Source organism: Parvimonas sp. D9 (genome assembly GCF_035282565.1).
Lineage (GTDB): Bacteria > Bacillota > Clostridia > Tissierellales > Peptoniphilaceae > Parvimonas > Parvimonas micra.
Genome location: NZ_JAYKBM010000001.1, coordinates 218,213 through 237,060, shown reverse-complemented (window position 1 = coordinate 237,060; position 18,848 = coordinate 218,213). Strand labels below are relative to the sequence as shown.

Annotated in this window: 18 protein-coding genes and 1 other RNA gene; all 19 read right to left on the bottom strand. The window is 25.0% G+C overall.

Annotated features, from left to right (window positions below; translation table 11 throughout):
• Position 1 precedes the first annotated feature (1 nt).
• Complete coding sequence (miaA, locus tag VJI94_RS01250; RefSeq protein ID WP_324008039.1) at positions 2 to 943, bottom strand: tRNA (adenosine(37)-N6)-dimethylallyltransferase MiaA; 942 nt, start codon at positions 941 to 943, stop codon at positions 2 to 4.
• 2 nt (positions 944 to 945) lie between these two features.
• Positions 946 to 2,796, bottom strand: a complete 1,851-nt coding sequence (gene mutL / locus VJI94_RS01245; RefSeq protein WP_324008038.1) for a DNA mismatch repair endonuclease MutL — start codon at positions 2,794 to 2,796, stop codon at positions 946 to 948.
• Between the two features lie 13 nt (positions 2,797 to 2,809).
• Positions 2,810 to 5,395 carry a DNA mismatch repair protein MutS gene (mutS, locus tag VJI94_RS01240; RefSeq protein WP_324008037.1) on the bottom strand — a complete coding sequence of 862 codons (2,586 nt, stop codon included), beginning with the start codon at positions 5,393 to 5,395 and terminating at the stop codon, positions 2,810 to 2,812.
• 12 nt (positions 5,396 to 5,407) lie between these two features.
• Complete coding sequence (gene miaB, locus VJI94_RS01235; RefSeq protein WP_050749951.1) at positions 5,408 to 6,724, bottom strand: tRNA (N6-isopentenyl adenosine(37)-C2)-methylthiotransferase MiaB; 1,317 nt, start codon at positions 6,722 to 6,724, stop codon at positions 5,408 to 5,410.
• An 11-nt stretch (positions 6,725 to 6,735) separates the two neighbouring features.
• A complete protein-coding gene (gene smpB, locus VJI94_RS01230) occupies positions 6,736 to 7,203 on the bottom strand; it encodes an SsrA-binding protein SmpB (RefSeq protein WP_324008036.1) in 468 nt (155 codons plus the stop codon).
• Positions 7,204 to 7,207: 4 nt separating this feature from the next.
• Positions 7,208 to 9,301: a ribonuclease R gene (gene rnr / locus VJI94_RS01225; protein ID WP_004833403.1), complete on the bottom strand. Its 2,094-nt coding sequence runs from the start codon at positions 9,299 to 9,301 to the stop codon at positions 7,208 to 7,210.
• Between the two features lie 62 nt (positions 9,302 to 9,363).
• Positions 9,364 to 9,696: RNase P RNA component class A (gene rnpB, locus VJI94_RS01220), an RNA gene on the bottom strand.
• A 6-nt stretch (positions 9,697 to 9,702) separates the two neighbouring features.
• Positions 9,703 to 10,482, bottom strand: a complete 780-nt coding sequence (locus VJI94_RS01215; protein ID WP_324008035.1) for a Nif3-like dinuclear metal center hexameric protein — start codon at positions 10,480 to 10,482, stop codon at positions 9,703 to 9,705.
• The gene (locus tag VJI94_RS01210) at positions 10,472 to 11,152 is read right to left on the bottom strand and encodes a class I SAM-dependent methyltransferase (protein ID WP_324008034.1); all 681 of its coding nucleotides are present in this window, start codon (positions 11,150 to 11,152) and stop codon (positions 10,472 to 10,474) included. Before VJI94_RS01210 ends, VJI94_RS01215 begins: the two co-directional genes overlap by 11 nt.
• Positions 11,153 to 11,156: 4 nt before the next feature.
• Positions 11,157 to 12,305 (bottom strand): RNA polymerase sigma factor RpoD, encoded by a 1,149-nt coding sequence (gene rpoD, locus VJI94_RS01205; protein WP_004833406.1) that lies wholly within the window; start codon positions 12,303 to 12,305, stop codon positions 11,157 to 11,159.
• Entirely contained in the window at positions 12,298 to 14,109 is a 1,812-nt protein-coding gene (gene dnaG / locus VJI94_RS01200) for a DNA primase (protein ID WP_118058804.1), read from the bottom strand. The genes rpoD and dnaG overlap by 8 nt, the downstream gene beginning before the upstream one ends.
• A 6-nt stretch (positions 14,110 to 14,115) precedes the next feature.
• Positions 14,116 to 14,814, bottom strand: coding sequence for a hypothetical protein (locus VJI94_RS01195; RefSeq protein WP_041953877.1), 699 nt, complete (start codon positions 14,812 to 14,814; stop codon positions 14,116 to 14,118).
• A complete protein-coding gene (gene era, locus VJI94_RS01190) occupies positions 14,795 to 15,691 on the bottom strand; it encodes a GTPase Era (protein WP_269752997.1) in 897 nt (298 codons plus the stop codon). The genes VJI94_RS01195 and era overlap by 20 nt, the downstream gene beginning before the upstream one ends.
• A gap of 1 nt (position 15,692) precedes the next feature.
• Entirely contained in the window at positions 15,693 to 16,088 is a 396-nt protein-coding gene (gene cdd / locus VJI94_RS01185; RefSeq protein WP_041953875.1) for a cytidine deaminase, read from the bottom strand.
• Positions 16,089 to 16,460: a diacylglycerol kinase family protein gene (locus VJI94_RS01180; RefSeq protein ID WP_004833411.1), complete on the bottom strand. Its 372-nt coding sequence runs from the start codon at positions 16,458 to 16,460 to the stop codon at positions 16,089 to 16,091.
• Complete coding sequence (ybeY, locus tag VJI94_RS01175; RefSeq protein WP_269752998.1) at positions 16,444 to 16,914, bottom strand: rRNA maturation RNase YbeY; 471 nt, start codon at positions 16,912 to 16,914, stop codon at positions 16,444 to 16,446. Before ybeY ends, VJI94_RS01180 begins: the two co-directional genes overlap by 17 nt.
• On the bottom strand, positions 16,914 to 17,882 hold the full coding sequence (locus tag VJI94_RS01170; protein WP_029949003.1) for a PhoH family protein: 969 nt from the start codon (positions 17,880 to 17,882) through the stop codon (positions 16,914 to 16,916). The genes ybeY and VJI94_RS01170 overlap by 1 nt, the downstream gene beginning before the upstream one ends.
• An 11-nt stretch (positions 17,883 to 17,893) precedes the next feature.
• Positions 17,894 to 18,367 (bottom strand): hypothetical protein, encoded by a 474-nt coding sequence (locus VJI94_RS01165; protein WP_004833414.1) that lies wholly within the window; start codon positions 18,365 to 18,367, stop codon positions 17,894 to 17,896.
• Positions 18,367 to 18,846, bottom strand: a complete 480-nt coding sequence (gene coaD, locus VJI94_RS01160) for a pantetheine-phosphate adenylyltransferase (RefSeq protein ID WP_269752999.1) — start codon at positions 18,844 to 18,846, stop codon at positions 18,367 to 18,369. The genes VJI94_RS01165 and coaD overlap by 1 nt, the downstream gene beginning before the upstream one ends.
• Positions 18,847 to 18,848 lie beyond the last annotated feature (2 nt).

The window sequence follows — 18,848 nt, the reverse complement described above, 5'->3', positions numbered from 1 at the left end:
TTTATAATTCTCCTTTAGTTAAAAAATCTTTTACTAATTTTTTAGATTTAAATAGAACTTCATCATATCCATTTTCAACATCAATCCAATGTATATTTTCATTCCTATTAAACCAAGTAAATTGTCTTTTAGCGTATTTTCTTGAATTTTGTTTTATATTATCAATACAAGATTCCAGAGTAATTTCTCTCTTAAAATATGGAATAAACTCTTTGTATCCAATAGCAGTAAATGGTTGTGAATACTCGCCATATTTTTTATATAGACTTGATGCTTCTTCAACAAGTCCATTATTAATCATTATATCGACTCTAGAATTTATTTTATCATATAATATTTTTCTATCTAAAGTTAATCCTATTATTAAGTAATCATACTTACAATTATTATTTTCATAATCTTTGCATTGTTTGGAAAATTCTTTTTTTGTATTTACACAAACTTCTATTGCTCTAATTACTCTTTTTATATTGTTTTTATGAATTTTTTCTCTACTTGAATAGTCTAGATATAATAATAAATCATAAAGCAAATTTGCCCCATTTTTTTCGTAAAATTCTGTAATTTGTTCTCTTAGATTATTCGATTCTTCAGATTCAGTAAATTTAAAATCATATAATATAGAATTTACATAAAGTCCTGTTCCTCCTACAAAAATCGGAATGTTATTATGAGAATAAATTTTTTCAATATATTTCTCTGCCATATTTTTATATTCAAAAACATTAAATTTTTGATTTCCATCTAAAATATCAATCATATAATGATTAATTCCACTAACTTCCTCTTCTGTTATCTTAGCAGTTCCTATATTAAATTCTTTATAAATTTGCATAGAATCACAAGATATAATCTCTCCTGAAAAATCTTTTGCTATATCAACGCTTAATTTTGTTTTTCCAACAGATGTAGGGCCAACAATAAATATTATTTTTTTCTTCATTTTTATTCCTTAAAAAATAATTTATCAAAATCTTCTTTAGATATTTTTCTTAATATTTTTTTGTCATAGAAATTTATATCTAGATTTATTTTAGATAACTGTGACAATAATTCTTCTATCTCAAAATCCGTTAAACTTAAATTTATTCGTTTTTTAGAAACCATTTTGTATAATGAGTCCTCAAACACTCTATTATCTTTAAATAACAGTTCATCAATCATTTCTCTAATATCTTCTTTATCTAAATTATCATTTAATAAATTAGGCATTGTCCTTATTGCTATAGAATTTTCATCAAAAATATCAGCTTCTATACCTAAATTATTCAATTTATCTTTAATAGTATTAAACACACTCAATTTATATTCATTTAATTCCAAAATTATAGGAAATAAAAGTATCTGTTTTGAAATAGTACAATTATTGTAATTATCCAATAAATTTTCATACAACAGTCTATATTTAGCATTTAATATATCTATAATTATAAACTCATCCTTATCGGACAATAAAATATATTTTGAAAAAATTTTACCTATAATTTCATAATCTAAAATATTTTTTGAAGTTTCAGTATTATCATCAAGTTTTATTTGTTCCAATACTGGAGTATTTTCTACTTTTTCGTCCTCAACAATATAATTTTCAATATTATCTTCTTCATTTATCGTTTTTATATCATCTTTATTTACTTTAAATAAATCATCATAAGAAAACTTATTTACAATATTTTGTGTATTATAATCATCATCATAAATTATAGTTTCAATAATATCTTCTTCTGAAGATTGTTCGTTATTAATCTTTTCTTCGTTGTATAAGATTTTTTCTTTTTGTTCTTCCTTTACAGATATAAAATCACTTGTAGTATTTTTTAGAACAATGTCAGTAATGTTATTATTAAGTAAATTTAGTAACTTGTCTTCAAAAATAAATTTAATCTTTCTTTTATTTGGATGAACATTTATATCTATTAAGCTGGGATTTACTCCGATAAACATTACAAATGCAGGAAACTTTCCTTTTGGTATTAATGTAGCAATTGATTTTTCTATTATATTTCTAATCTTTTCATCAAAAATATATCTTCCATTAACAAATAAAAATTGTGATGCTCTACTACCTTTATAAAAGTGATTATTTGAAATATATCCATAAATCTTATAATCTGAGTCCTCAATATTTACAGAAATTAAATTCTTATAAAAATCATCTTTAAAAATATATTTTATATTATCTTTTAAAGTATTTTTTTCACTTGTTTCGAATACAACTTTCGAATCTTTTATATATTTAAAAGATATTTTTTGATTAGCCAATGCAAAAGAGTACATCAACGTTGTTATGATTGAGTTTTCATATGCATCTGACTTTAAAAATTTCTTTCTAATAGGAACATTGTAAAATAAATCTCTAATGTAAATTGTTGTTCCTAAATTCATCCCTATCTTATTTTTTCTAATAATCTTATTATTTTCAAGATAACAGTGAATTCCGAATTCACTGTTCTTTGTTCTTGTATTAATGTCAACTTTTGAAATTGCAGATATACTAGCTAATGCCTCTCCTCTAAATCCATAAGAAAGAATAGAATATATATCTTCAAAATTATTTAATTTAGATGTAGCGTGTTTGGTAAATGCCAACTCTATATCATCTTCTTCAATTCCACAGCCGTTATCAGAAATCATAATTTCTTTTTTACCGGCATTTTTAATTTCAACCTTAATAAATGTTGCACCTGAATCTATCGAATTTTCAACCAACTCTTTTATTACAGAATAAGGATTTTCTATAACTTCTCCTGCTGCAATTTTTTGAATTGTATCTTCTGACAATAATTTTATAGACATATAAATCTCCTATCTATTCATTATCACTTTTAGATATATTTATTAAATCATTTAATATACCAAAAGCTTCCATTGGGCTTATTTTTTCAATATTTATACTATTTAAATTAGTAATTATTTTATCATTGACCTTAGTTTTTATTACATTTGAACTATCAATAATATCTTTTTCTATTTCAATTTCCTTATTTTCAATGCTATCTAAAATAATTTTTGAACGATTTATAACTTCCATAGGAAGTCCTGCAAGTTTTGCAACTGCTATCCCATAACTCTTATTAGCTCCGCCATCCATTATTTTTCTTAAAAAGACTATTTCATCATTTTCTTTATCTTCAATAACTTGAATATGTTTATTTTTTATGCAAGCAAAAGTATGTTCTAAGTCAATTAATTCGTGATAATGTGTAGCAAATAATGTTTTCGATTTTATATTTTTTGTAATATACTCAAGAATTGCCCAAGCGAGACTTAATCCATCAAAAGTTGAAGTTCCTCTTCCAACCTCATCAAGTATAAGTAAACTATTTTTAGTAGCATATCTTAAAATATTATTAACTTCTTTCATTTCTACCATAAAGGTACTTTCTCCTTTATATAGATTATCTGAAGCTCCAATACGAGTAAATATCTTATCTACTATCGAAATATTTGCACTATCAGCAGGTACGAATGAACCAATCTGAGCTAATATAACTATGAGAGCTATCTGTCTTATATAAGTTGATTTTCCACTCATATTAGGTCCTGTTATAATCTGAATTAAATTATCACTTTGTCCAATATTTGTATCATTAGGGATAAATTCATTTATTGAACTTAAAAAACTTTCTATAACAGGATGTCTACCATTTTTTATATCTATTATCCCTTCTGAATTTAAAGTTGGTTTACAATAATTATTTTTAAACGCAACTATTGATAAAGAAAATATGGAATCTATGAATGAAATTATATCTGATAATTTTTGCAATATTTTTATATTCATTTTTATTGTATTTCTTATTGAAATAAATAATTCATATTCTTTTTCTATAATATCACTTTCAGATCCGAATATCATATTTTCAATAGTTAGAAGTTCATTTGTTTTATACCTATTTGCATTAGTTAAAGTTTGTTTTAATTCAAAATATTCGGGAACTAAGTTTTGATATGATTTTGTAACTTCAAAAAAATAACCTGTTTTCTTATTAAATATTAATCTTAAATTTTTAATTCCGGTAATATTTCTTTGATCAACTTCATATTTAATTAGCTTTTCTTTTCCAACGATTTTATTATTTCTAATTACATCAAGTTCTTCATCATATCCAATCTTTATCAAATTTCCCTCTTTCAATAAAATTCCTACGTCTTCAAGAATAGCTGAATCTATGAGATTATAGATATACTCGGTATCAGGAATATTTAAAGCTATATTAGAAAATAAAGTATTACTATCTAAGAATAATTTTTTAATCTTTGGAACGGCTGATAAAGAATTTTTTAAATGAATTAAATCTCTTGCATTACAATTTCCAAAAGAAATTTTTGAATTTATTCTTTCTATATCAGAAATACTTGCTAATAGTTCTTCTAATTCATTTCTTAAATTTGAGTTTAAAACTAAATCTTCAACCAACGATTGCCTTCTTTGAATTTTTTCTATTTCTATAAGAGGTTGATCTAACCATTTATTAAGCAATCTAAAACCCATAGGAGTTTTAGTATGATTTATAACTGATAATAAAGAGCCATTTATGTCATTACTAAAATTATTTTTTTTTAGTTCCAAATTAATTCTTGAATTAGCATCAATTCTTAGATAATCGCTTAATTTATATAAATTAACTTTTTTAAAATCATTCAATTTAACATTAAATCTGCAAACATATTTATAAAAGTTATCTATTGAAAAAAGTAATATTTTATTACTAAGATTATTAGAATAAAATTCTTCATTATTCTCTCTTAAAGATTTAAAATCTTGATCTATATCTACTTTTGTATAAATAATTCTTAAATTTTTTAATAATTTAACAACACTTTTTTCTAATGATTTTAATATATTTGAATTTATTATAACTTCTGACGGAGTTGTACGAATTACTTCTTCCTCTAAAGCTGTAATTAAATTATCTCTGTTCATTTCAAAAATACTTGTACAGAATATTTCACTGGTTGAAATATCAGAGTATGTGATACTTAAATTTGTAGAATCCATATAGATACTCATAATATAATTATTTTTATTAGTAGCTAATTCATCAAATTCATCAATAGTTCCCGGAGTTACTAGTTTAATAACTTCCCTCTTTACAATTCCTTTAGCAAGTTTTGGATCTTGAACTTGTTCACAAATAGCAACTTTAAAACCTTCAGAAACTAACTTATATAAATATTGATTTACAACATGATGTGGAATACCACACATTGGTGCAGTTTTACCACTGCCACAATCTCTTTTAGTCAAAGCTAAATCTAAAATTTTTGAAACTATTTTTGCATCTTCAAAAAACATTTCATAAAAATCACCTAGTCTATAAAAAATAATACAATCATTATAATTAGATTTGACTTCTAGATATTGTTTCATCATTGGTGTAAAATCGCTCATAATTACTCCTTACTAAACTATCTCTCCTTCAAGTGCGAATGAATTATGTCCAGTTATTTTAACGTTAACTAACTGTCCAATATTTCTTTTTCCACCTTTAAAATGTACTAATTTATATCCTCTTGTTCTACCTGTAAGAATATCTGGATTATTTTTACTAATTCCTTCAACTAACACTTCAAGAGTTTGTCCTAAACATTCTTTGTTTTTTTCATAAAAAATTTTATACATAGAATCTATTAGTCGCTGAAATCTTTCTTGTTTTACTTCATGTGGTATTTGATTTTGCATTTCAGCAGCTTTTGTACCTTTTCTTATAGAATATAGAAAAGTAAATCCTTGGTCATATCCAACCTTTTCCACCATGCTTAATGTGTCTTCAAAATCCTCTTCAGTTTCTCCTGGAAATCCAACAATTATATCAGTAGAAAGAGTAATATTAGGTACTTTCTCTTTTAATTTTCTGATTAATTCCAAATAATGTTCTCTAGTGTAAACTCTATGCATATCTTTTAATATCTTATTACTACCAGACTGGAATGGTAAATGAATATTTTCACATACTTTATCCAAACTTGCCATAGCATCTATTAATTCATCAGAACAGTCTTTTGGATGACTTGTCAAGAATCTAATTCTTTCAATTCCATCTATCTCATTAACCATTTTTAATAATTCTGGAAATGTAACTTTAGGTCTTAATGTTTTTCCATATGAATTTACATTTTGACCTAATAATGTTATTTCTTTATATCCTTTTTTTGCCAAATCTTTTATTTCATTAATTATACTTTCAGGTGTTCTACTAATTTCTTTTCCTCTAGCATAAGGAACTATACAAAAAGTACAATAATTATTACAACCTGTCATTATATTTACATAAGCAATAAATGGATGTTCTCTATTTATAGGAGTTTCATCATCAATTATATCTTCCTCTTCAATATCTACGATTACTTCTCCGGTACTTCTATGTCTTGCGATAAGAGAAGGCAATCTAGATATATTTTTCGTCCCAAAAATTATATCTACATGTTTATACTTTGAAATTATAGTAGCTCTTGCATCACCTGTTTGCATCATACAACCACAAACAGCTATAATCATTTCCGGTTTCTTTCTTTTTAAATTTTTCAAAGCACCAAGTTGTCCATAAACTTTAAGTTCTGCATTTTCTCTGACTAAGCATGTATTATAAATAATAAAATCTGATTTTTCTAAATCATCTTCTTTTGTATACCCTAAAGTTTCTAATAAATATGATATTTTTTCTGAATCATGATGATTCATTTGACAACCATAAGTTATAATTGTATATTTTTTGCTCAAAAAATTCACCTCTATTTATATTTGTTTTTTAATGCATATTGTATCTTTCTCTCGTGTTCTTTTTCAAGCATACTGTCTCTCTTATCATAATTTTTTTTGCCACGAGCGAGTGCAATATCAAGTTTTATCCATCCATTCTTTATGTGAACATCTAAAGGAATTAATGAATATCCTTTTTCTTTTGTTTGTCCAATTAATTTATTAATTTCTCTTTTATTTAAAAGTAATTTTCTTTCCCTTGTAGGTTCTAAATTATATATATTTCCATGATCGTAAGGCGTTATATTCATTCCGAGAATAAAAACTTCTCCATTCTTAATTGAACAATAACTCTCCTTAATAGAAACTTTTCCTTGTCTAATACTTTTAACTTCAGTACCTGATAAAGAAATTCCAACTTCATAGATATCTTCTATAAAATAATTATGTCTTGCTTTTTTATTGCTCGCTATTGTTTTTATAGTCGTTTTATCTCTCATAATATCACCTATTTAAATAAAAATTTATTTCATTAGTTATTTCATTTACTTTTGCAACAATAACTTCTACTCCCATCCCTATATCAAATACGTTTTTTGTTCTTCTACCAATAGCGGTTAATGTTTGTTCATCAAATTCATAGTAATCATCCATAATGTCCTCATACTTGACAAGTCCTTCAACAGTATTTTCTAATTGTACAAAAAGTCCAAATGAAGTAACTGAAACGATAATTCCTTTAAAAACTTGACCTATTTTATTTTTCATAAATTCGACTTTTTTGATATCTTCCAACTTTCTTTCTGCATCAATAGCTAATACTTCAGTATCATTTATATGATTAGAAGTTATATCTAAGTAACTTATATAATTTTTAGGTATTTCAATATTTGAATGTAAATAATTTTTTAAAGTTCTATGAACTGTTAAATCTGCATATCTTCTTATAGGAGAAGTAAAATGGCAATATAAAAATGTTGCTAATCCAAAATGTATATCAATATTTGGAGAATATTTAGCTTTAGTCATAGATCTTAAAATAGAATAATTTATAAAATCTGATTTATTTGTATCTTTAAATTGATCTATTATTTCACTTAAATACTTTGAAGAAATCATATCTATTGGTTTCATTTTTATATTTAAACGACTTAAATTATTCTTTAAAATTTCCAATTTATCTTCTGGTGGTTTAGAATGTATTCTATATATAATCGGTATATCAAGTTCTCCAAAATGCTTACCTACAACTTCATTAGCACAAATCATAAATGACTCTATTATTCTATTTGCTAGTCCATTTTCTTTTTTGGCAATATTTTCAACTTTACCATCTTTACCAAAGGTAATTGCAATTTCAGGAAAATTAAAATCTATAGTCCCTCTATTTATTCTTTTATTAGTTAAAATCTCATCTAACTCTTTCATAACTAATAAATTTTCTTTTAAAGTTTCATCATCGTAAAAATGCTTTTTACCTTCTAAAAAATTTGTTACATCATCATAAACTAATCTATAATTACTATTTATAACGGATTCATAAAATTTATATTCTTTAACATTACCATTTTTTCCAATAATCATTTTTACAGTAATAGATAATTTATCAGTATTAGGATTTAAAGAACAAAGATTATTAGAAAGCACTTCAGGTAACATGGGAACAACATAATCAATTAAATATACACTATTACCTCTTTTATAGGCTTCTCTGTCCAATTTACTGTCTTTTTTTACATAATGAGATACATCTGCTATATGAACATAAAGTACATAATCATTATCTTTTTTATCAATAGAAATTGCATCATCAAAGTCCTTTGCATCAGCTCCATCAATAGTAACCGTAAATAAATTTCTAAAATCTACTCTATTTTTAATTTCTTTTTTAATATCAGTTTGCGTTAATTCTTCTAACTCTTTATTTATCTTATTTGAAAATTTGTATGGAATTTCCATATCCTTTAACAATGAAATTATTTGGGCATTTTTGTCTTTTTTATTTCCTATTACTTCAATAACTACTCCTTCAGGATTTTTCTTTTTATCCGGAAATTCAACTAATTTACACACAACCTTGTCATCAGTTTTTGCACTATTTTTATCACCTTTTTTAATAAAAATATCATAATTACATTTAATATCATCGGGAACAACAAACCCAAAATTTTTATTTTCAGTAAAAGTACCAACAATTAAGTTGCTATTTCTATTTAAAACCTTTAGTACTCTACCTTCAGCTTTCGAATTCATCCTTTTTTCTTTTATTATTTCTATTTCAACATCATCATTATGATTAGCATGATTTAATTCCTTTTTTGGAATAAAAATATCATCAATGTCTTCTTCAGAAATGAAAAACGCATTACCTTTAGTTGTAAAAGAAATTTTTCCTTTTAAAGTTTCTTTTTTTTGATAAATACTATATTTATAATCATTAAATGAAACTTTTTTACTATTAACAAGAGAATCTAATAATTTAAAAAATTGCTTTAAACTATTAAATGAAATATTTAAAGCTACAGCTAGTTCTTCCTTTGTTAATGGAATATAATCTTTTTTTTTCATAAAATTTAATAATTGTTTTTCTAAATTCATTAAAATCTCCTTATATGTAAAAAGTAAAAAAATATAAGGTAATACCTTATATTTAATTATAAATATTAAGCAAAACTATAAGCCGTGTTCTGTATTAGACAATCATCTATCTAGACAAATTGTTGCCAATTTGTTCAAGCAATCTACCTATGAACGTAGCGAGCAACTACAAAAGTTCAATCTTGATCTTGCACCGAATGGGGTTTACATAGCCATATAGTCTCCTATATGCTGGTAAGCTCTTACCTCACCTTTCCACCCTTACCATTATAAATGGCGGTATATCTCTGTTGCACTAGCCTTAGGGTCGCCCCCACTGGACGTTATCCAGCATTCTACTCTATGGTGCACGGACTTTCCTCGTGATTATCTCACGCGATTGTCTGTTTTACTTAATTAAATTAAAATATATTTCTCTTAAAAATATTATTTTCATAAAGCAATATCTTTAAATCAACATTTTTACTTATCAAAAATTCTTTTAAAGATAACAAGCCAAAAATTTCTGACTCAAAATGACCTAAGTCAACAATATTTAGATTATTTTCTAACGATAATTGAATATCATGATACTTAAAATCTGAACTAATTAATAAATCTACTTTTTTTGAAATTGCATTTTTAATAGAAAATGCACCTGAACCTCCTAATACTGCAATTTTTGAAATACTTTTTTCAATATTCCCAAAATATAGTATTGGATTTTTAAAATTATTTTTTAGTTTTGTAAGATAATTTTTAAATGTTTCATTTTCAATACTTCCAACTATTCCATAAGCATAACCCTCTTTATAATCAACAAAAACTTCTTGATTATTTAACAAACATTTATCTGCCAAATATTTGTTTACTCCATTTGGATGAATATCTAAAGGTGTATGGAGAGAAATCACATTAATTTTATTATTCATCAATAGTTCAAGCTTTTTATAATATTCAGAATTCACATTTAAATATTGAATTTTTTCAAAAAATAAAGGATGATGTGTGATAATGCAATTAATATTATTTGATACCGCATAATTAATTGAATCAATTGTAATATCAAGTGCTAGTAAAATTCCTTTAATTTCAGCTTCAAGATTCCCAATCTGAAATCCTGAATTATCCCAATTTTCTTGTAAGGAAAATGAATATTCGGTATCTAATAATTCTATTATATCACTTACTTTAAAATTCATCTAAAATCCCTCTAATTTTATTGATTAAATTAGTAATTTCTATGATTCTTTTATTATTTTTACTTTCTATACTAATTTTATCTATAATATCCCTATATTTTTTTAATTCATTTTCTAAAAATAACTTTAAATTCTCAGATTTGTTCTTTATAAGCAACTTACCATATAAGTATTCATAATCATTTCTGTAAAAATCTTTACCTCTTTTTACTTTCAAAATTTGATAATATTTTTTATTTTCTATTACATCATCTTCTTTTTCGATAACAAAATTATTTTGTAATAAAAACTTTCTTAAAACATCTAATGAATTATTCGGAGATAGAATTAAATTATTTGCTGATTTTGCTACTGTTAGATTTCTTTCTAAAATTTCTTTGATAAGAATACCACCCATACCAGAAATAATTATCGTATCTACTTCAAATTCATTAAAGCAATCCAAACCGTCAGATACTCTAGTTTCAATATTTACTATGTTACTATTATATATTAGTTTTTGTTCTAACTTTTCTAAAGAATCCTCACTAATATCAGTTGCAATAATTTTTTTTGCTATATGATTTTTTGACAATTCAATAGGAATTATTCCATGATCAGTTCCTATATCTGCAACAATTGAATTTTCATCAACTAAATAACAAATTTTTTTTAATCTTAAACCAGCCATATATCTATTCCAAGAAATCTTTTAATTTTTGGCTTCTGCTTGGATGTTTTAATTTTCTAAGTGCTTTAGCCTCAATCTGTCTTATTCTCTCTCTAGTAACCTCAAATTCCTTACCAACTTCTTCTAAAGTTCTAGGTGTACCATCATTAAGTCCGAATCTAAGTTCCAAAACTTTTTTCTCTCTATCTGAAAGAGTACTTAAAACTTGATTTAATTGCTCTTTTAACATTGAAAAATTAGCTGCCTCATCCGGAGCAATTGCAGTTTCATCTTCGATAAAATCTCCTAAATGGCTATCGTCTTCTTCTCCAATTGGAGTTTCTAGACTAACAGGTTCCTGAGCAATTTTTCTTATTTCATTTACTTTGTCAACTTCAATACCCATATGTTCTGAAATTTCTTCGTTTGTCGGTTCTCTTCCAAGTTCTTGGACTAATTGTCTTTCAATTCTAACTAATTTATTTATAGTTTCAACCATATGAACAGGAATTCTTATAGTTCTAGCTTGATCAGCTATAGATCTTGTAATTGCTTGTCTTATCCACCATGTAGCATAAGTACTAAACTTAAAGCCTCTTCTAAAATCAAACTTTTCAACCGCCTTCATTAGACCCATATTTCCTTCTTGAATTAAGTCTAAAAATTGCATCCCTCTTCCAACATATCTTTTAGCTATACTAACTACAAGCCTTAAATTTGTTTCTGCTAATTTTTTCTTAGCTTCAATGTCTCCTGCTTCCATATTTTCAGCTAAAATTCTTTCTTCATCAGCGCTTAATAAAGGAATTTTACCAATCTCCTTTAAATACATTTTAACAGGATCATCTATATTAAAGCCCTTTAAATCAGAAAAATCTTCTAACTTTATTTCTTCGTCTTCAGCATCCTCTTTTTCATCTTCTAAATCTATTAAATCTTCTACGATTTCAATATCTTCTAAATTTTCACCTTCATCTATAAATTCTACTTGATTTTCGGCTAATTTAGATTTTATCTCTTCAATATCATCAATATCTATCAAATTAAATAAATCTAAAGATTCAAGATACTTGTTATTAACAAACCCACTATGTTCATTAGCATATTTTGTAAGTTCCTCTATTATTAGAATTTTTACTTCATCATATTCAATATCGTTTAACTTATTATTCATGATGAACCCCTTTCTCAATATTTTTTAGATTCCTGTTTAATTCCATTAACTTTTCAACATTAAAATTCAAATTGGAAATTACAGCTTCATTACTTTGATCCATTTGCCTTAATTTTTCAATGTTTATAGTTGTTTTTCTAATTTCAAAATTTAAAATAGTTATATCAAGCAATTTAATATAGTCTAAAGTTGATAACTTAATTTTTTCGTTATAACATTTAACAATATATTCTACTATTTTTAGATTATCTATACTATTTTTAAATTCATCTATCAACACAGATGGAACTGTTATGGTATTATTTTCAGCATTACTCTTAACATAACAAAAAATATCATATAAATTTGAATTTTTTGAAAATTCTTGTAGTTTATTACTTATATTCAATATATTATTGTCACATTTCATCAGTAGTATGATACCCATTATTAAAACTTTTTTGTCAGAATTTAATAATAAATCTTCCGTTTTATAATTTGCTTCAGTTTCTTCATTCTTTTTTTCTATCACTTTTTCATTTTTATCAAAATTAAGAAAATCTTCTTTTAAAGAATTTCTATCTAGTCCAAATTCATTTGAAATTTTACTTATATATAAATCTCTCAATATATTAGTATCTACTTTTGTTAAAAATTCTAAAATATTTTCATAAAAAATTGTATTATCTGTTATTGAATTAGAATTTTTTTTGCTTTTTTTCAAATTTTCATAATTAAAGCCATTAATATCATAAGGTTTATCTAAAAGTTTATTGAATCCATTCAACCCATATTTCTTTATATAATCATCTGGATCTAACTTATCTGGAAGAATTATTATATTAGGTTTAATTGAAATTTCATTAAAAACAGAGTTAGTTTTATTTGTTGCACTAATTCCGGCATTATCGCCATCATAGCACAAATACACATTATTTCTAAAATATCTTTTTATAAGTCTTGCTTGATTCTCTGTAAATGCGGTTCCAAGTCCTGCAACAACATAATTAATCCCATTTTGATACAGAGATATTACATCCATATATCCTTCAACAATTAGGACTTTACCTCTTATATTATTTTCTACAATTTTATCAATAGCATAAACATTGTCTCCTTTTTTAAATACAACACTTTCAGGAGAATTTAGGTATTTTGCACTATCATCTACAATGGTTCTTCCACCAAAACCTATTATTTGTTTATTTATGTTTAGAATAGGAAACATAATCCTATTTCTAAACCTATCAATATAATCTCCTGTTTTAGTTTTTATTATGAGCCCAAGTTCTTCTGCAATCTTAATATCCATATTTTTTGATTTTAGTTCATTATAAAGAGATTTCCAATTCTCGTCAGCATAGCCAATAAAAAAAAGATTAATTGATTTTTGATTAATACCCCTTTTTGATAAATATTGTTTAGGAACTAAATTTTCCATCATCTTTTTGTAGTAAAACTTTGCAACAAATTCATTCATTTCATAATATTTATCAAGACTTTTTTTATTATTAGCATTAAAATAGTTATCATATTCCAGTACAACTCCAAATTTTTCAGCTAATTTTTTTAAAGTACTAACATAATCTAATGACTCCATTTCCATAACAAATGAAATACTGTCTCCATGTTTACCGCATCCGAAGCAATGGAAAGTATCTGTTTCAGGATAAAGAAAAAAAGAAGGAGTTTTTTCACTATGAAAAGGACAATTACCCATAAAATATCTTCCACTTTTTTTTAAGGATACATAATCACTAACAACTGAAACAATATCCGCTTTTTCTTTGATTTCTTCAATTTTTTCTTTCTTTATATAGGACATTTTTCATCACCTTATGTTAAAACTGTTTAATTTATATATGTTAAAATTTAAGCATAATGCATTTATCATTATTCCAAGAATTCTTGAAAAATCCGCCTTAATATTATCCAAATCTAAATTTTCAAAGCTCTTTGAATTATATAATGAATAAATACAATCATATTCACATTTATCTAATACGTAGTTATATTTATAATTAAACTTTGAGTTTGAATTTACAACTAATTCAGATATATCAAAGTTAAAATTCTTCATATTTTTACAATTATCAAATAGTATATGATAACCATTAAAAAGTAAATATTTAATTATAAAATAGGCTAACAATATTTTGTAATCTGATTTTTGAATACTCAACACTTCTTTTATGAGATTATAAATCTCCAGATTTTTAAGTTCTTGCACACTAGTTTTTAAAATTATCTCTGAAAGAATATTCAAAAATAAAATATGTTCTTTGGATCTAAACGGAATAAATTCTTCAAGTTCATATTCATTACAATAAAAAAAATCATTTCTATAATTTAATTTAAAATTATAATTAGAATACAGAGAAAAATAAATTTCAATATTTTTAGTGTAAATTGAAATAAGTCCAAACTCATCAGTATATACTTTGAATATTTTTCCTTTATTTAAATATATATTTTCTGAAACAATATATCCATTTATATTATTATAAATATTATTTTCTAAAATATCCAAACTCTTTCACCTTAATTGATTTATTCCTCCAGTCATCATCTATTTTAACAAATAACTTCAAATTGACTTTTGAATCTAAAAATTTTTCTATATCTAACCTAGCAGATTTTCCTATTTTCAAAATCATATCACCATTTTTTCCGATTACAATGCCTTTATGTGATTTTTTTTCAACACAAATAATTGCATCTATATCTACAATTGGTTTATTTTTTCTAACTGAAAATTTTTCAATTAATACATTAATTCCATGAGGAATTTCATCTCTTAGCAAATTTAAAGTTTTTTCCCTTATTATTTCACTGACAATCTCTCTTTCGGTTTGATCCGTAATCATATCATCTGAATAATACTTAGGTCCATAAGGTAAGAAAGATTTTATACAATCAATCAAATTATATATATTAGTCCCTTCAGATGCGGATATAGGTATAATTTTTTCAAACAATTCCATACCTTCATATTTTGAAACAAGTTTAGAAAGCTCTTCAGAACTCAATGTATCAATTTTATTAATAACACAGATTTTTGGAAGATTTATCTTTCTCAAGATATCAATTATCAAATTATCTAATTCTCCAATTTCAAAATTAACATCGACCATGTATAAAATTAAATCTACATCTCTAAGAGAGCTTCTGGATTCTTTCAGCATAAATTCTCCTAATTTATTTTTAGGGTTTTGTATTCCCGGAGTATCAAGAAATACAATTTGGGAATCCAATGAATTATATATTAATTTTAAATTTGCTCTCGTTGTCTGAGGTTTGCTAGAAATAATTGAAATTTTCTCTCCGATTATTCTATTTAATAAAGTTGACTTTCCAACATTTGATCTTCCAACTATTGTAACAAATCCTGATTTTATATTGTCCATCTTATAAATCCTTTGGACCAAAACTATAAGGTAAAATTTCTGAAAATTTTATTATCTTATATTCTTGCTCGTTTCTTATTATAATTATCTCACAATCGTCAGTGCAAAATTCTCTCATAACTTGTCTACAAACTCCGCAAGGATATGTTAAAGAATTTTCTTTCCCAACAACTGCTATTTTTGTAATCTTTTTTTCTCCATCATATATAGCTTTAAATATAGCTACTCTTTCTGCGCAAACTGTAGGAGTGTACGATGCATTTTCTATATTACAGCCACCATATATTTTACCTGAATCTGTTAATACAGATGCCCCTACATTAAAATTTGAATAAGGTGTATATGCTTTTTTCTGACTTTCTAAAGCACACTTAATCATTTTTTTATAAATATTCATCTAATCACCAACAATAACTAATATTTTAGGAATAAATATCAAAAGCCCAACTATTACAGAAATAAAAGCCGAAACCAAAACAGCACCTGAGGACATATCTTTAATAATTTTTATATTTAAATTATAATCTTTACATAAAAAATCCATAATATTTTCAATAATAGTATTAATAATTTCTAAAACTAAAACAATTACTATCATAATCAATATTATAGATAATTCGATATAAGATAAATTAAAAATTAAAGAACACAACAATACTAACAAAGAAAACATTACATGAAATTTAAAATTCCTCTCTGTTTTAAAAATATATACTATCCCTCTAAAAGCACAACGAAAACTTTCTATAAAACTAAAATTCTTTTTCATTTTTAAAAACTTCCATTAATTTCATAGTTTCTTTTTCCTTATTTCTCATAATTATTCTGTCTGACTCTTCAATATGATCATATCCTAATAAATGAAACACGGAATGACAAACCAAGTATAAAATTTCTCTGTCGATGCTATGTCCAAACTCCTGTGCTTGTTCAATTGATTTTTCTGTAGAAATTATAATATCACCTAAAATAAAAGGCATACCTTCTTCCAAAAATTCAAAATCCATTGGAAAAGAAAGTACATCTGTTTCTTTATCAATATTTCTAAATCTAGAATTTATATTCTTTATTTCTTCATTTGTAACAAAAGAAACTGATACTTCAATATTACTCATTCTCTTATTTTCAACCTTCAGAGCAGTTTCAATACATTTTATGATTTTTCTCTTAAGAGTATCTGAAATAACAAAAATATCTTGTCTATCATCAAAAAAAACATTCACTATTTTTTCACCACTAAACTATCTTCATATTTTGTATAAGCATCTATAATTTTCATTACTATACTATGCCTTACAACATCAGAACTATCAAAATAATTAAAATTAATTCCCTTAATATTATTCAAAATTTTACTTACTGAAACAAGACCCGAACTTTTTCTTCTACCTAAATCAATTTGAGTAATATCTCCAGTTACAACCGCTTTAGACTCAAAACCTATTCTTGTTAAAAACATCTTCATTTGCTCATTAGTCGCATTTTGAGCTTCGTCAAGAATTATAAAGGCATCATCCAGCGTTCTTCCTCTCATATATGCTAAAGGAGCAACCTCAATAATACCTTTTTCTTTTAATCTAAGAAAATTATCATAACCCAATATATTATATAATGAATCATACAATGGTCTCAAATATGGATCAATTTTCTCTTGTAAATCTCCAGGTAGAAATCCCAAATTTTCTCCGGCTTCGACGGCAGGTCTTGTCAATATTATTTTTGATACTGAATTGTTTTTTAAAGCTTTAGCCGCCATTGCAATAGCTAAAAAAGTTTTTCCTGTACCTGCAGGTCCAATACCAAAAGTAATTATATTATCTTCTATTGCAGAGATATATTTTCTTTGTCCTAAAGTTTTTGGCTTTATAGGTTTAAGCTTTGCATTTAAACAAATGACATAATCCAACCAATCATTTAATATCTCTTTATTTTCAGATTTTATTTTTTCAACTATATAAGAAAGTTTTTGTTTATCTAAATTTTCTGATGATTTATCTTTAACTAAAAATTCAATAGCTTTAGAACACAATAAAACCATTTTTTCATCTCCTGTAATAGATAAACCTTGCTCATTATTTTTTATAGATACATCAAATTTTTTAGAAATAAAATCTATATTAGAATCTAAATTTCCAAATAAATTCCGAATATCATCAATATCTAAAATCAAATTTTCAGTAACTTTATTCATTCTTTCTCCAATTATTTTCTTAACTCACTTCTGTTATTATCTAAAACAGTAATTAAATCTCTCAATTTTTCTTGAGTTTTAGATAAAACATCATCGACATAAGTATTAGTTTGCATTTTTATAGTCTTTGCATTTTGTTCAGCTTTCAATATAATTTCATTAGCTTTGCTTTCAGCTGCAACGACAACATCATTTTCATTAATCATTTTTTCATATCTTGATTCAGCATCAGCTTTGATTTGAGAAGCTTCTTTATTGGCTTGTTCTAAAATTTGATTTGCATCTTTAGTAGCATCATTTAAAATTCTATCTTTTTCTTCATGAATCCATTCTGCTTGTTTAATCTCTTCTGGAATATTTTCTCTCATTTCTTTTAATATGAAAAATAAAGCTTCAGAATCTACCATAACTTTTTTTGAAAAAGGTAAACTTGAACTTTCTTCCACTAGGTCTTCAATACGATCAATTAATTCTAAAATTTCCATTACTCATTCCTCCTAAATTTTTCACTTAATATATCTAAAACAATTTTATCCACATATAAATTAATATTGCCACCATTAAAAAATATATCCTTAACAATACTGGAACTTATATAGTCCTCTGAATCATCAGAAAAAAACAAAATTGTTTCTACACCACAAAGTTGTTTATTAACTTTAGCATTTATCTTTTCAGCTTCAAAGTCTAAAGTATTTCTAACTCCTCTTACTAAAACATTGATGTTATTTTTTCTAATATAGTCACTTAATAATCCGCAGTAAACATGAACATCAACATTTTTATATTCTTTAAATATATTTGATATAATTTTTTTTCTCTCTTCAAGAGAAAAAAGTGGATTTTTATTAATATTATTCAAAATCACAATATCTACGGAATCAAAAATATTTAATGCCTTTAAAACAATACTTTTATGTCCATTAGTTAACGGATCAAAGCTTCCAGGAAAAATTACTTTCATAA